We start from the raw sequence: 14,013 nt of genomic DNA on the forward strand, positions 1-14,013 counted from the left end.
ACAACCATGCACACGACCATGAACCGCACCCTCCGCACCACCCGCCTGGCCGCCGCGCTCGTCTGCGCCGCCGCCGGCACGCTCGCCACCGGCGCCCACGCCGCCGGCGAAGCCAAGAACGTGATCTTCTTCCTCGGCGACGGCATGGGCCCTGTCACCGTGACCGCCGCGCGCATCTACAAGGGCGAGAAGCAGCTGGCCGCCAAGCCCGGCTCGCTGGTGAGCCCCGAGCGCGCGAACCTCACGATGCAATCGCTGCCGTATGCGGCGCGCGTGAAGACCTTCTCGCTCGACGGGCAGACCACCGACAGCGCGCCCTCGATGGCCGCCTACATGACCGGCGTGAAGATGCGCAACGAGGTGATCTCGATGTCCAGCGACACGGTCGCCGTCGACAGCGCCGGCAAGCAGTACATCAACGGCGAGAACACCACCTGCCCGCCGACCAACGGCCAGGCCGCCGACACGCTGCTCGAACTCGCCAAGGCCAAGGGCCGCGCGGTCGGCGCCGTGTCGACCACGCGCGTCGGCCATGCCACGCCGGCCACCACCTACGCGCACATCTGCAACCGCAACGGCTACAACACCATCGCCGAGCAGAGCGTGCCGGGCCACGCCAACTACAACCCCAAGCTGCTCGACGGCGTGGACGTGCTGCTGGGCGGCGGCCAGCGCAACTACCTGCCGACCACGGTCCTGGCAGGCAGCAAGCGCACCGACGGCGTCAACCTGGTGACGGCGATGCAGGCCAAGGGCTACACCTACGTCGACACGGGCACCAAGCTGCGCGCCGTCGACGCGGGCGCCACGGGCAAGCTGCTGGGCCTGTTCACGCCGAGCGAAATGGCCTACGAGCTCGACCGCGTGAAGCAGAGCCTCGACCAGCCGAGCCTGTCGGAAATGACCGAGAAGGCCCTGGGCGTGCTCAGCAAGAACGACAAGGGCTTCTTCCTCATGGTGGAAGGCGGGCGCATCGACCACGCGCTGCACGGCACCAACGCCAAGCGCGCGCTGGAAGACACGCTGGCCTTCGACACGGCCATCCAGACCGCGCTCGACTACATGAACAAGAAGGACCCGGGCCTGAAGAACACGCTGGTGGTGGTCACGGCCGACCACGACCACGCGATCGCCTTCAACGGCTATCCGAAGATCGGCAACCCGATCCTGGGCAAGGTCAACGGCTACGCCGACGGCAAGCCTTCGAAGGCGGCGGATGGCAAGCCTTACACCACGCTGGTGTTCGGCAACGGCGGCCGGCCCAACGCGACAGCCTCCAGCCAGGTCAACCCGGAAGACGGCAACAAGCCGTGGATCGCGCCGGCGCGCGGCGCCTCGCGCGACGACCAGACCGCGATGGACACCACGGACGACAACTTCCTGCAGGAAGTCGGCATCAACCTGGGCACGCCGGGGTCGGAAACGCACGGCGGCGGCGACGTGATGCTGTTCGCCGGCGGCGCGGGCGCAAAGCTCTTCAAGGGCACGGTGGAGAACATCAAGGTGTTCAACAAGGTCAAGGAAGCGGCGGGCCTGTGAAGGCTGCCGTGACGCTCAAGACGCTGCTGGCGGCGGCGGCCCTCGCGGCCCTTCCGCTGGCAGCCGGCGCGGCAGGCGATGATGCCGCCGCGCCCGACCAGACCCTGCGCATCACGCACCACGTGATGTCGATCGGCAAGGACGGCGTGCAGCGCGAAAGCCGCTACGCCGACCGCATGGTGCGCCGCGCCGGCACGGTGTGGATCGAGCGCGAGCTGCCCCCTGCACTGCGCGCCGACCACGACCACGAGGCCAGCGAAGGCAAGGTGCACATCGGCCACTCGCACGCCGACAACACCGCGGCGCCGCTGTGGCTGCGCCACGATGCAGCCGGCACGGTGCAGGTGAACATGGTGCTGCGCCAGCAGCGCAAGGTGATCGAGGTGGACGCGGCCAACTACGGCAACGTCGGCTACAGCGGCTCGTGGGCCAACGCCTACTGGCTGATCGACCCGGCCAGCCTGCCGCGCATGAAGGCGCTCGGCACGGCGCGCGGTGGCGTGCAGCGCTACGAGCTGCCGCAAGGCGAACGCACGCTGCGCGTCGACTGGGACGTGGCGGGCCGCTATGCGCGCAAGATCGAGCAGCGCGACGCGCATGGCACCTCGCTCAACGTGATGACTGCCTCGGCCATCGCCGCGCCGAAGGTACTGCCGTGGCAGCAGGTCGAGAGCTACGCGCGCAGCGACTATTCGGACCTACTGGACTGAGTGAGCAGGGTCGCTGCGTAGGGAGGAGTGAGGCCTAGCAGGCTGCTGAAGTACCAAGCGTGCCGAAAGGCATCCTGCGCACCGAAGACGGCGGTTGTGTGATTTCAACGTTCCGGGCTCGCTGCCGTCGCTGTTTTCCCGCTTCGATTTCCCGTTTTCGGATCTCACTGGCCCCTTACGGGGCCAACGGACGGACTTGTGCCGAGGTCCGCATGCGCATCAAGTTGTAGGCGGCCATCGTCAGCACGAACAACTGGTCGACTTTCTTGATGCCGCGCACCATCACCTGCCGGATGGGGCCGACGAACTTGGCCCAGCCGAAGCCTTGCTCGAAGAGCTTTCGTTTGCGCTGCGAGATCGCATAGCCCTTGCTCCGAGCGATCTCGTCGGCCACCGCCGAACGACGCCCCGATTTGTTCTGCGCCACATGCGGCGTGACCTTCATGCGATGCAGCGCCTCGATGAACTCGGCCGCGTCGTAGCCCTTGAGTGGGCGTCCAGTCCAGCCATCTTGAAAGCCTGCTCGGAGCATAGGAGCCCAGTCCCCATCAACAACTCTTGGTGGGCACGTGAGCACTATCCCCGATCAACAAGCCGGCACACGCCGGCGACGTCGCATTCACAGCGACGAATTCAAGGCAAACGCAGTGGCCAGTTGCATGCAGCCGGGCATGTCGATGGCGGCCGTGGCGATGGCCCAAGGCGTCAACGCGAATCGGCTGCGCCGATGGGTTCGCGACGCAGAGATGAACTCGGGAATCACCGTCGTCAACGCGACCACCGCCGAGGCCCCGAAGGCGCAAGAAGCCAAGACAGTGTTCGTCCCGGTCAGCTTGCCGCCACCAGTGCAGCCGGCTCATGTCTCGGACGTTCGCATCGAGCTGCGCCGTGGGCCGATAGTGGTCACCGTGACCTGGCCGGCGAGCGCCCCAGCGAGTGCGCGGCCTGGATGCGCGAGCTGCTTCGATGATCCGCATCGACGCGATGTGGCTTGCTGCCGATCCCATCGACATGCGCGTCGGCGCTGAGCGCCTGTTGGCGCGCGTCGTGCAGGTCGTCGGCGCAGCGCAGGCGCACCATGGCTACCTGTTCGCGAACGCCCGCGGCACGCGCGTCAAGCTGCTGGTGCACGACGGCTTCTGCGTGTGGCGCGCGGCGCGCCGGCTCAACGCGGGGCGCTTCGTCTGGCCGGGCACGACCAACGCAACGCCCTTGCTGTCGCTCACACCTGCGCAGTTCGACGCCTTGGTCCTGGGCCTGCCGTGGCAGCGCCTTCCTGAGCTGAGCATCATCACGCGGGCCTGAGGCCCAGACACAACCGCCCTTGCATGCGTGGCAGTGGATGTGCCGATGGCGTCATCGCCGTGGTCTGGCACCATGCAACGCATGCTTGGCGTGCGTGATCTTCCTGCAGCGAATCCTTCGGGACTGTCCGCCGAGACAGCTGCGCTGGTTGCTCAGCTGCTCCAGCATGTGCAAGACCAGGAGCAGCAGCAGAAGCTGGCCGAGCATGGCCGTGTCCTTGCGCAGCGCGACCAGGCTCTTGCCGAGCGCGACGCACTGCTGCAGCGCAAGGACCGCGAGATCGCACTGCGCGAGGCCAAGATCGAGAAGATCACCTTCGAGCTGGCCAGGCTCAAGCGCTGGAAGTTCGGCGCCAAGTCCGAGGCCATGAACGCCGAGCAGCGCCGCCTGTTCGAGGAGACGCTGGCCGAGAACGAGGCGGGCCTGCGCGAGCAGCTCGAGCGGCTTCGGCGTGAAGCCGCCGCGGCCGCGGCCGCCGCAGCAACCTCGGACACAACGACCAAGGCGCCCCCACGTCGGCCGCGCCGCAATCCGTTCCCCGATCACTTGCGCCGTGTCGAACACCACCACGAGCCCGAGCGCACCGACTGCCTGGAGCCCGGCTGCGGGCGCCCGATGACGCGCATCGGCCAGGAGGTCAGCGAGCGCCTGGACATCGTGCCGGCCGAGTTCTTCGTGCACCGCCACATCTATGGCAAGTGGGCCTGCCGCTGCTGCCAGGTGCTGCGCCAGGCGCCCAGCGTGGCAGAAGTCATCGAGGGCGGTATCGCTGCCAGCGGCTTCGTCGCGCACACGCTGATCTGCCGCTTCGTGGACCACATGCCGTATTACCGGCAAGCGACCATCAACGCCCGCAGCGGCGTGCACACACCGCGCTCGACGCTGGCGTCCATCACCGGCCAGGCCGGTGCGGCGCTGGAGCCGCTGCACGAGGCGCACAGGCGCTTCATCCTCAGCTGCGCGGTGCTGCACGCCGACGAGACCCCTGTGGCCCTGCTGGACCCCGGCGCGGGCAAGACGCGCCGAGCCTACGTCTGGGCCTACGCCAGAAGCTGGCACGACAAGGTGCCTGGTGTGATTTACGAGTTCTGCCCGGGACGCGGGGCGCAGTACCCGCTGGCATTCCTGGGAGGCCGAGGGAGACACGGCCGACGATGGTCGGGCACGTTGCTGACCGACCGCTACGGCGCCTACGAGACCGTGGTCGATCCCCGGCTGTATCCGGACCGCTTGGGCGCAGCCTGCGCCGCGCACGCGCGCCGCAACTTCGAAGAGCTGACGCACGACGGCACCAGTGTGGTGGGCCTGGAGGCGGTGCGTCGCTTCGCGCGCATCTACGGGGTCGAGGCACAGCTCAAAGAGCTCAGCGATGACGAGCGCCGGGCGCAACGCCAGCAGCTCGCCAGGCCGCTGTGGGAAGAGCTTAAGCACTGGCTACAACTGGAGCGCCGGCTGGTAGCCGATGGCGGCCCGACGGCCAAGGCCATCGACTACACGCTGGGGCACTGGGCCGCGCTGACGCGGCACCTGGACGACGGCGCGGTCGCCATCGACACGGATGCTTTTGACAAGGGTTTCAGAGACTTTCCCCTTTCACCGGAGGGTTTCGCTTTACGGGAGGCTGCTCCTTCCAGGACGCGACGAAGTTTTCATAAGCCTTCTCGGCTTCGCGCACGCGGTCTCTCTCGGCATCGCGCACAGGTTTGATGCTGTAGTCACGCGCCGGACCAGGAGTCTTCCCGCCGCGCCGCGATGGCCGCCCCGATATAAGTTCCAACGCCCGCAGCTTGTACTGAAGCAAGGCCGGTCGAACCCAGGTGTAGTCCTGCTCTTTTGTGAGCATGTGCCAGACGAGCACGGCCAACTTGCGTGCGGTGGCGACGGCGGCAACGGGTTGTCCTCGCTTGAGACTGATGCGGTGGAAGAAGGCGCTGAGCGGGCCAGGCCCCATCCCGATGACCCACGCTGCCTCCACGAGCATGCTTCGCGCATGACCGTTTCCTTGATGAGTGATGTGTCCGTGATAGGCCGGGCGATCGCCGGACTGGTGAACCGAGGGATTGAGCCCGAGGTAGGCGACCAGCCTCTGGGAGCTCGAGAACCGCTTGATGTCGCCGATCGCGGCGAGCACGCTGGCGGCTACCACGACGTTGACCCCGCCGATCGTCATCAGACGTCGAACTTCCGGATCGTCGAGTGCATGGCGAGCCACATCCTGATCAATCAGCGCCAACTCCGCCGCCAGGCGCTGGATCTCGTCATGGTGACGAAGCGCCATGCGCATCTGGTCGAGCGCAAGGGGCAAGCCCTCCAGGATCGCCCGCCCCTTCGCGCTGAAGATTCGGCCCGTCTCTTGCGGCATCAAGTTGGCATGAAGGATCGAGTGGATCCTGTTCTTCAGCCGCGTCATCTGCGAGACCAGTTGGGTCCGCTCCGCGATGACCCGTCGTCGCTCGCAGACCTCCTCAGTAGGCATCCAGACCTCAGGCAGGAACTGCGCAGCGTGCTGGCGCGCGAGCGTTGCAGCGTCGATCTTGTCCGTCTTGACCTTGGCCCAGGCGATAGCCCGGACCTGCAGCGGGTTGGCGATCACGACGCGATGCGCGAACGGCTCGAGCAGCCGGACGATAGCCGCCGTATTGCCGGTGGCCTCGAGCACGACGTCGTCTTTCTTGGTCAGGGTCTCGGCAAACTTGAGCACGGCGACTCGATCCATCGCAAAGCGGCCATGCTGACTGACCTGGCCGTTCTCGACGATCGCCACCTGCGCAAAGTTCCGATGCACATCCAAGCCGATAACTCTCATAGGTCACCTCCTGTGAGTGAAACGACAAGGCGGAAGCTCGCGGACAACACGACAACTACGGATTCGCGCTCGCAGCGCAACCGGGCGAGTCGAAGGGGCAGCCAGATAACAACCCGAGCTCGCAGCTCATTGTCTAAGATCGGCCTGCCCGCAAACACCTATGCTTCCGTCGCCCCAATCCCGGTACGTGCACGATACGCCTGCTGGTGTGACGTGTGCCGGGAGGCGCGCGGAGACAAGCATGCCCGGTAACAACCACCTCGAGCGCCAAATCAAGCCGTGGGCAATGGCTTGTTCATAGTGCCCCACTTCGTTAAGTGCTTGAAAACATTGAGATCTGGTTCTCGGGAAAAACCTGACACGGGCGATCTGTTCGGGCGACGGCGTCGATCACTCGTTGATCCAGCAGATCGCTTGCGCGAATTTGATAAGGCGCGCGTGCAACGACTTGCTCTGCGGGCAGCAATCCTTCCTTGATGAGGCGCCGGATTCGGCGGTTGTTGACGCCAAGCTTGGCAGCTGCTTCTGACATCGTCAGCCACTCACCATCCTTATGCGCCGACCGGTATGCGCGGATGTCGTTGACCATGCGCACTGAACTGACGCGGTGCGCGTTCCAGGTCTTGCCCTGACCGGTGGGCAGGCCCATACGGTTGAGTGTCGCAGCGATGTGTTCGTCGGACCACTTGCTGGCCATGCTGCGCATCACGGCCAACGCCTCGTCTGGCGTGCGGCAGCCATGCTCACCTGAGCGCGGCTTGATGACCTTCACCTGCGAGTGCTGTCCGCCGCGCCAGTGGATCGTCAGCACAACCTCGCGGGCCGCGTCGTCGACGTCGGCGACGATGTCCTTGATGAGGGAACGCAGCAGCTGCTGTCGCGAGCGCATCGTCACACCCGGCGCGTTCCACGCACCGGCAAGATCCTCCGCCAAGCCAGACAAGTCGGGCTTGCTCGACGCCTGCTTCTGTTCGACCGTATTCAAGCGCTGCTCGCAGGCGAGCACGCGTTGCAACGCGGTCTCCCATGACTTCTCGAGTTGCGCGGCGATCAACCGGTTGTCTGGATCGCAGGCTGCATAGCGGCGCTCTGCGAGCGTGGCCTCGTAGCGTGCCTGCTGCAGCTCGAGTTCCGAAATGCGTCGTTGATCAGCCTGGACTTCCATGTGCCTCCGTTCGGCGTGCAGAGCGGCTTCGATGGCCAGAGGCTCGACTGCACGCAACAGTTCCCGGGCGACCGCTTCGTCGGGCCGACGGCCGCCGAATGTGAAACACCTCGGCTGCGCCAGCTGCAGGTTGGGACGGTCGCATCGGTACACTGCTTGCGGCACCCCGCGCCCTACGTAGGCGACCACCAGACGTCGACCGCAACGTCCGCAGCACAGCATTCCCTGCGAGCAAGGCCCGACCGCCGCGCCCTGACTTCGCTCCGTCAACTTTACCGTAGGCATTGAAGGCAAGCTGCTTCTGATTGCGCTCGAACTCGGTCCAATCGATGTAGGCCTCATGATGCTCCTTGAGCATCACATCCCACTGATCGACCGGCTTGCCGTGCTTATAGGTCTTGCGCAGCCGACCGTCCACAAGTGTCGTGCGCTTCTCAGTCTTGCCGTACACGTAGACCCCGGCATAAAACGGATTCTTGAGCACCGAGATCACGTTGCGGTAGCGGATTGGTGTCCAGTCGAAGCTCACCATCTTCTTACCGTCCGAGGGGCGCGGGAAATGGACCTCCTCGGTCGCGAGCGACAGCATCACCTGGCGCGCGCTGCCGAGCTTGCGGAACCGCTCAAAGATCAACCGGATCGTCTCCCGCAGACGGATGTCCGGATCAAAGCCGAGACCGATCTCTCGATGCCAGACATAGCCGATCGGCACGCTGATCCACAACTCGCCGCGAAGGGCCTTGGCACGGGCGGCTTCGAACATCCTTGCGCGGAGCACGCCGAGTTCGAACTCGCTGATGCTGCCCTTCATGCCCAGGAGCAGTCGGTCGTTGGGGCGACATGGGTCGTAAACACCGTCCAGGTCGATGACACGGGCTTCGACTAAGCCACAGAGCTCCAGCAGGTGGTGCCAGTCTCGCCCGTTACGAGCAAGTCGTGAAGCATCGAAGCACAGCACGGCGCCGACTTCGCCAGCGCAAAGCCATGCCACGAGGCGATCGAAGCCTGGCCGTGCCACCATGCCGCTGGCGGACCGGCCCAGGTCGTCGTCGATGACTTCCACCTGGGCGAATCCCCGGCGCCGGGCCTCCGCCACGAGGTCGTACTGGCGGCGCTTGCTCTCCAGGTTGGTCTGGACCTGTGTCTGCGTGGATTGGCGTACATAGACGACGGCCTTGCGTCGAAGCACGGCGGCCGGCAATAGGTCAGAGTTGCTCATCGTCAGCCTCCCTTGGTTGAACGCCGGCGGCCTGCAGCAGGACGATCGCCAGTTGCGCGATCACGTTTGATCGCTCGTTCGGGGTCATGCCCCGCAGGACAGAGGACTCGAACGTCAGGCTCAATTGACGATGGGACTTGGACTGTGGTGATGCCGATGTCGTCACGGATCGGCGCAGTCTGGAGATCTGGGTCATGGCGCTCCTTGCGGGTGTGATGAACACCCGTGCAGCTTCGCCGAAGTCCTTGTTGCGAGAGGAGATCGTGCAACTCGTTGAGCGCATCCAGCGCGACGCGCGGCGCACCCAGCTGCATGGGCGCGCAGATCGTGGGATTGAGCATCCATGCGGCGACGACGATGACGATCCCCGGACCAACTTCTACGTGAACGACCTCACCGTTGGCGCGCTGCTCGCTGTATTGCCGCCTGACGCGACGGCCGTAGAGCGGGTGCCAGCGATAGAAGACTTCGACTTCTTGCCCGACATGGGCAGAATGACCCGGCGATTGCGATGGGCCGCAAGGCATGGATGTTCGTGGGCAGTGAACTCGCTGGCCAACGCGCCGCCATCGTGATGAGCCTGGTGCAGTCGGCGCGCCTGAACGGCCATGACCCCTGGGCCTACCTGCACGACGTGTTGCAGCGCCTGCCGACGCAGCGCGCCAGCCAGATCGAGGACATGCTGCCGCACCGATGGCAGCCAGCGTCCGACGCGCGACCATGACCTTGCTCACGCAGGCCGTGATGGTCCGGGCGAACATCGACGTCGACCGCGCGAGGGCGCAACAAAAGGTTGAGCTGGCTGACGAAATCTACGTCCAGCAGCCCAACCTGCTGGCCTCCATCCTCGTGTTGCCGCGCTACGGTGTCGACATGCTGCAGCTTGAGGTCCCGATCCACGTTCTGCTGGTCGCCTTCCAGGCCATGAAGCACTGCGGGAACGCCGTGCCGACGATCTCTGAAGACGTCCAGGAAACCTGCTTGCAGCGGCTGACGGCGACGATGCAGTTCACCGAGGGCGTGCCGCCAGACCTCGTTGCGCAGATGATCACGAAGTTCTGCGTCGACCACCCCGAGCGCTACTTGTTGGCGTTCGTGTACGGCCACCTTGGCCAGCACGACCTGCTGCGCGTGAGAACTGACGCCGAGAAGTTCTTGCTGCTGGCCACCCTCAACCTCGTGGAGTGCATTGCCTACGTCGGAGCGCAGTTGCAGTCCGAGTGACCCGCGTGGGGCCGGTCAAGATGGGATGACTGGACGCTCACTGTGCATCAGGCAAGGACGGCCTTCGTCGGACGATTACCATGTAGCGCAACTCGCTGTCAGTCTTGCCCTTGCGGTACAGCTTCGAATCGGGATCCGTCTTCGACTCGCGCGTGTCGTTGCTGCGTCGCTGTCCCTTGAAGTCCCGCCACTGTCGCCGTCGTCGCCACCGTCCTTGCAGACGAAGCTCTTGTGTCCGGCCCAAGCCTGGATCAGCGCTAGAGGAGCGCGCGATAGCCGAGCTGACGATAGTGCGACTGGCCGACCAAGCCGGCGTGGCTCACCGACATCTCGGAGTTCCACATTCCGACAGTGTATCTATCGCCTGTGAGCGACTGCTTCGATGGCAACACCACAAGGCCGCCCTGAAACTTGCACTACGCTATTTTTTTTGCCAATTGCGCGTAGATTGGCAGTCAAGGAGTGCCAAGCGAACGACTTGCTCTGTAGCTCTTGCCACTAGTTCCGGCGCCCTCGACATTGCGTCGGCCATCGAGCAGGGCCGGTCGACAATACTGAAGTAGGCATCGATGCCGATTTCGTGCACTGTGTCTGCCCCGTCTGCGACTGACCCAACGATCGCGACCACGGGAATGCCGGCCTGATTCGCACGGCGCGCCACCTCCGCCGGTAGCTTGCCGAAGGGCGTGAGTCCGTCGATGCTTCCTTCCGCGGTCAATACGAGATCGGCGCGCTCGAGGAGTGCGTCAAAGTCCAAGAAGCGCGAAAGAATCTCAAACCGGGGATAAAGACACGCGCCCAGAAATGCGTGCAGCCCTGCACCCAGTCCTCCTGATGCCCCTGCCCCTTGCATGGAGCGAACATCAATCCCGAGATCACGCCTGAATACCTCCGCGAGGATCCTGAGCCCATTCTCCAATGTGTCAAGATCCTTGGGCAACGCTCCTTTTTGCGGTCCGAAAATGCGCGAAACACCCCGTCGTCCTAGCAGCACGTTGTCCCAGTTCACCGCAACATCGATGCTGACATCGCTGAGTCGCGGGTCGCGCCCCGAGAGGTCCACGTGAGCGAGGTCGCCCAACGCCCTGCAGCCGCGGCCAATGGCTCGCCCTCTACGATCAGAAAGCCTGATGCCCAACGCTTGGGCAAGTCCGGCGCCGCCATCGTTCACGCCGCTGTCGCCGCAACCGATGAGCAAACGCCGGGCGCCCAAATCCAAAGCTTCGCGGACTAGTTCACCTACACCGTAACTTGTGGTCCAGAGGGGATCTCGTTGGCCCACAGGGACGTGCCGTAGACCAGCCGCCGCAGCGATCTCAATCGCTACAGTTCCAACATGGGCTCCGCCGAGCAAACCGAGATGCGCCTCCAGCGGCTGGCCCACAGGACCGGTCACTTGCACCGGACGCAGACAGCCACCTGTCAACTCCACAAGCGTCTGAGCAAAACCTTCGCCACCATCTGCCATGGGCGCACGCAGGATCTCGGCTTCGGGTGCAGCCGCTTTTACTCCTCGTGCCATGCTCTCGATTAATTCAGCTACGCTCAGGCTCTCCTTGAAGCCACATGGTGCAAGAAGGATTCGCGGACGCAGATTGTTCCGCCTTGCCGGGATAGTCATAGGTACAGCCTCAGGTCATCGAGCAGTGCGCGGAACATGTTCCTTCGGAACGTTACCTCCGAGGGGCGCGCTTGGCGCTGGAGCGGCTGCGGCCTTTGTCGAGCAAGCTGTTCGACGCCAAGAATGAGACGCGTCGCGCCGAGCAAGGGACCTGTCCGCCAATGATGCCGATGCGCGGATATCACCCCGATTGAACGTAGCGGCTGAGGATCGAACGATCCAATGGCTATGAACACGAGGCGCTCACTTCTTTCTCCGCAACCGCGAATGTGGGCTTCGCTTCGCGTCAGCTCTTCTCCTCAGAAGCCCCTAGCCACCGGTGATCAAGCGACGCCTACGAAGAATTCGGCAGATCCAAAATGAATTCGGCCGTTGTCGGAGGGTAGCAGACGCCACGCTTCTCCTCGCAGCCTTGGTAGATGGCGCGCACCTTCACCTTTCTCGCCGACGCCGTTCGGTCAAGTTCCAGTGGCACTTCCACAGTCTTGCGGAATACGTCGGTCCACCCAAAGTTGGGGTCCTTCTTTGCTTCTCCCTTCGGCAAAGTCGCAGATCGGATGGACACCCCTGGAGAGTCGATTACGCTAAACTGGATTCGATCTCGATACAGGTAGTAGCCCGGTGACGGCTCGAGGACGGCGGTGAGCGAGGTACGGCCGCTCGGGAAAATCCGGAGCCTGAACGCCTTTTCAGGCGGCAGAAAATCGTCCGCTGCGCGCCTTTTAAAGAAAGTCTCGAGCAGACTCTCTGCGCAGGCGGGCTTGTGTACCGCGGTCCAGCTTATAAAGCTGCCGGCGACTGCAGTCAGAATTTGGCGGCGAGCGAACCTCTTGCATAGAGGACTTTGGATGCCCTTGGCTAACCTTTGCAGCATCATGGTTCCTCATTCGTTCTGGAGCTAATCCGATGCCCGCCGTCAACTGAGAAACCCTCGCGCGAGAGGTGGATGTTTCGCCAACCCTTGATGCGTCCGACTGACGGTGTCGCAGGCAGACAGCGCCAGCATTTCGCGGGCCTGCCACGTTTTTGGGCGAGTTGCACGCCACCCGCTGTCTCAGCCATTGCGGCGGGAATGAAATAGGACATCAAGTGTTGTGGGATATGAGGAATGGGCGAAGATTTTAGGGGACGAGTGAAACTTCCTCCGCCGGAATCTTTGTATGTCGCGGCTGGCTTGACCTTCCAGCGACTCCATAGTTTCCAATGATGGCCTGCGGTTGTCCGCCCCACGTTAATCTTTCGGTGCAGCAATGACGAGCGATCTCCCCCTCGATGACCTCTCGTTCTGACTGCTCCAAATTTTTTTCTTGGCCGGGGCGCATCAGTTGAAAGGAAGCAATGGTCCTGACCCGAAGGTTTCTTGGGGTACGCAGCCGTCGGGCGATGCGGCAGGCATCAAAGGTGTTCTGCAGCGCCAGAGGGATCGCGGTCGCGGCATGCTCGCGCGCGTCGGGCTCATAGCAGGTCACTACAGCCACCACGGTGTGCTGGACGAACCGCTGCGTATGCACTGGCCCTCTAATGTCGAGGTCGAACTTGCAGACGATTTGCCGCGCCTGGCGACCGGCGCAGGTGCGCCCCAATTCTTTGGGCGAGATTGAAGGCCAAAGTGCCAGAGCTACACTCGAATTTGAAAAGGGCTCGTTTATGAAGATCGGCGAACTCGCAAAAATCACCCGGACCCAGGCAGAGACCATCCGCTTCTATGAGCGCGAAGGATTACTCTGGGAGCCTCCGCGCAGCGACGGAAACTACCGTGTCTACGGCCGCGAGCACTTGGAGCGGCTGGCCTTCATTCGCCATTGCCGCTCATTGGACATGACGCTCGACGAGATCCGCGCGCTGCTGCGCTTTCAGGATGCGCCGAGAGAAAACTGCCACGCCATCAATGACGTTTTGGATGAGCACATCGAGCATGTGGCCCAACGCATCCGTGATCTGAGGCAACTTCAGAAGGAACTCAAGTCCCTGCGCGAGACGTGCGATGGAGTGGCCGCTGAGTGCGGAATCCTGGATGGACTGAAGAAAGTCAACCTCCACGTAGCGGTGCACGCTCACGGAGTTCACTCGGTCGGCCACCGCAGGCCTCCACAAGGCACACGCAGCGCAAAATCTGGGCCTTGAGACGGATTGAATTCGGTCGGCTTCTCATGGTTGGACGCGCGTGGATCGCACCGGGGATCGGCGACTTCGAGGAGGCACAAGTGAATTTCGGGGAGTTTTTCGTGATTTGGGACAAGCTTCTTGGCACGTTCTTCGACAGTCGCATCGAGCTTGGTGACGCCGAGGTCGGTCTTCGCGATCTGGAATATCCGCGGCGCTACTGGCCACAGCTTGAGCCGTTTAAGAAAAGATGACCCAAGCGAGCGTATCTCCACGAAGGTACGCATTGGCAACCCGATGAGGCTCCTCGTTGTCTGCGTT

14 protein-coding genes and 4 pseudogenes are annotated in these 14,013 nt (G+C 63.7%); 10 read left to right on the plus strand and 8 right to left on the minus strand.

The genetic code is table 11. From position 1 onward, the window contains the following. Positions 1–6 precede the first annotated feature (6 nt). On the plus strand, positions 7–1,539 hold the full coding sequence (locus GFK26_RS03560; protein ID WP_373669305.1) for an alkaline phosphatase: 1,533 nt from the start codon (positions 7–9) through the stop codon (positions 1,537–1,539). Then, entirely contained in the window at positions 1,536–2,249 is a 714-nt protein-coding gene (locus GFK26_RS03565) for a hypothetical protein (protein ID WP_153280837.1), read from the plus strand. The genes GFK26_RS03560 and GFK26_RS03565 overlap by 4 nt, the downstream gene beginning before the upstream one ends. 175 nt (positions 2,250–2,424) lie before the next feature. On the opposite strand, the pseudogene GFK26_RS03570 reads toward GFK26_RS03565, so the two are convergent. Beyond that, positions 2,425–2,736: pseudogene (locus GFK26_RS03570) on the minus strand (transposase); the annotation flags it as partial. A gap of 172 nt (positions 2,737–2,908) precedes the next feature. Between GFK26_RS03570 and GFK26_RS34650 the strand changes: the two are divergent. From GFK26_RS34650 to tnpC, 3 genes and pseudogenes are all read left to right on the plus strand, one after another. Then, positions 2,909–3,277 carry a hypothetical protein gene (locus GFK26_RS34650; protein WP_416222562.1) on the plus strand — a complete coding sequence of 123 codons (369 nt, stop codon included), beginning with the start codon at positions 2,909–2,911 and terminating at the stop codon, positions 3,275–3,277. Then, the gene (gene tnpB / locus GFK26_RS03580) at positions 3,216–3,554 is read left to right on the plus strand and encodes an IS66 family insertion sequence element accessory protein TnpB (protein WP_153280838.1); all 339 of its coding nucleotides are present in this window, start codon (positions 3,216–3,218) and stop codon (positions 3,552–3,554) included. Before GFK26_RS34650 ends, tnpB begins: the two co-directional genes overlap by 62 nt. A 366-nt stretch (positions 3,555–3,920) precedes the next feature. Next, positions 3,921–5,084 (plus strand): annotated as a pseudogene (gene tnpC, locus GFK26_RS03585) (IS66 family transposase); the annotation flags it as partial. 46 nt (positions 5,085–5,130) lie between these two features. Here tnpC and GFK26_RS03590 read toward each other — a convergent pair. The 4 genes from GFK26_RS03590 to GFK26_RS03600 form a co-directional block, all read right to left on the minus strand. Then, the gene (locus GFK26_RS03590; protein WP_153285846.1) at positions 5,131–6,345 is read right to left on the minus strand and encodes an IS110 family transposase; all 1,215 of its coding nucleotides are present in this window, start codon (positions 6,343–6,345) and stop codon (positions 5,131–5,133) included. A 328-nt stretch (positions 6,346–6,673) separates the two neighbouring features. Further along, on the minus strand, positions 6,674–7,525 hold the full coding sequence (locus GFK26_RS34110) for a helix-turn-helix domain-containing protein (RefSeq protein ID WP_228121894.1): 852 nt from the start codon (positions 7,523–7,525) through the stop codon (positions 6,674–6,676). Then, complete coding sequence (locus tag GFK26_RS34115) at positions 7,509–8,744, minus strand: recombinase family protein (protein ID WP_228121895.1); 1,236 nt, start codon at positions 8,742–8,744, stop codon at positions 7,509–7,511. The genes GFK26_RS34110 and GFK26_RS34115 overlap by 17 nt, the downstream gene beginning before the upstream one ends. Then, positions 8,731–8,940 carry a hypothetical protein gene (locus GFK26_RS03600; protein ID WP_153280839.1) on the minus strand — a complete coding sequence of 70 codons (210 nt, stop codon included), beginning with the start codon at positions 8,938–8,940 and terminating at the stop codon, positions 8,731–8,733. The genes GFK26_RS34115 and GFK26_RS03600 overlap by 14 nt, the downstream gene beginning before the upstream one ends. On the opposite strand from GFK26_RS03600, the gene GFK26_RS03605 reads away from it, so the two are divergent. From GFK26_RS03605 to GFK26_RS03615, 3 genes and pseudogenes are all read left to right on the plus strand, one after another. Continuing rightward, on the plus strand, positions 8,939–9,319 hold the full coding sequence (locus GFK26_RS03605) for a hypothetical protein (RefSeq protein WP_153280840.1): 381 nt from the start codon (positions 8,939–8,941) through the stop codon (positions 9,317–9,319). The two genes, GFK26_RS03600 and GFK26_RS03605, sit on opposite strands and share 2 nt — an antisense overlap. Further along, positions 9,253–9,468 (plus strand): annotated as a pseudogene (locus tag GFK26_RS03610) (transposase domain-containing protein); the annotation flags it as partial. The gene GFK26_RS03605 and the pseudogene GFK26_RS03610, both read left to right, overlap by 67 nt. After that, positions 9,465–9,968 carry a hypothetical protein gene (locus GFK26_RS03615; RefSeq protein WP_153280841.1) on the plus strand — a complete coding sequence of 168 codons (504 nt, stop codon included), beginning with the start codon at positions 9,465–9,467 and terminating at the stop codon, positions 9,966–9,968. The pseudogene GFK26_RS03610 and the gene GFK26_RS03615, both read left to right, overlap by 4 nt. A 79-nt stretch (positions 9,969–10,047) precedes the next feature. Here the strand turns inward: GFK26_RS03615 and GFK26_RS03620 are convergent. From GFK26_RS03620 to GFK26_RS03630, 3 genes and pseudogenes are all read right to left on the minus strand, one after another. Continuing rightward, positions 10,048–10,223, minus strand: a pseudogene (locus GFK26_RS03620) (IS5/IS1182 family transposase); the annotation flags it as partial. A 166-nt stretch (positions 10,224–10,389) separates the two neighbouring features. Then, positions 10,390–11,589: a glycerate kinase gene (locus GFK26_RS03625; RefSeq protein ID WP_153280842.1), complete on the minus strand. Its 1,200-nt coding sequence runs from the start codon at positions 11,587–11,589 to the stop codon at positions 10,390–10,392. A 334-nt stretch (positions 11,590–11,923) separates the two neighbouring features. Further along, complete coding sequence (locus GFK26_RS03630) at positions 11,924–12,463, minus strand: protein-disulfide reductase DsbD N-terminal domain-containing protein (protein ID WP_228121896.1); 540 nt, start codon at positions 12,461–12,463, stop codon at positions 11,924–11,926. 773 nt (positions 12,464–13,236) lie between these two features. Between GFK26_RS03630 and cadR the strand changes: the two genes are divergently transcribed. Continuing rightward, positions 13,237–13,713 carry a Cd(II)/Pb(II)-responsive transcriptional regulator gene (gene cadR / locus GFK26_RS03635; protein ID WP_153285847.1) on the plus strand — a complete coding sequence of 159 codons (477 nt, stop codon included), beginning with the start codon at positions 13,237–13,239 and terminating at the stop codon, positions 13,711–13,713. After that, positions 13,710–13,946 (plus strand): hypothetical protein, encoded by a 237-nt coding sequence (locus GFK26_RS03640; RefSeq protein ID WP_153280844.1) that lies wholly within the window; start codon positions 13,710–13,712, stop codon positions 13,944–13,946. The genes cadR and GFK26_RS03640 overlap by 4 nt, the downstream gene beginning before the upstream one ends. Positions 13,947–14,013: the final 67 nt, after the last annotated feature.

This window comes from Variovorax paradoxus (assembly GCF_009498455.1).
GTDB classification, from domain to species: Bacteria; Pseudomonadota; Gammaproteobacteria; order Burkholderiales; family Burkholderiaceae_C; genus Variovorax; species Variovorax paradoxus_H.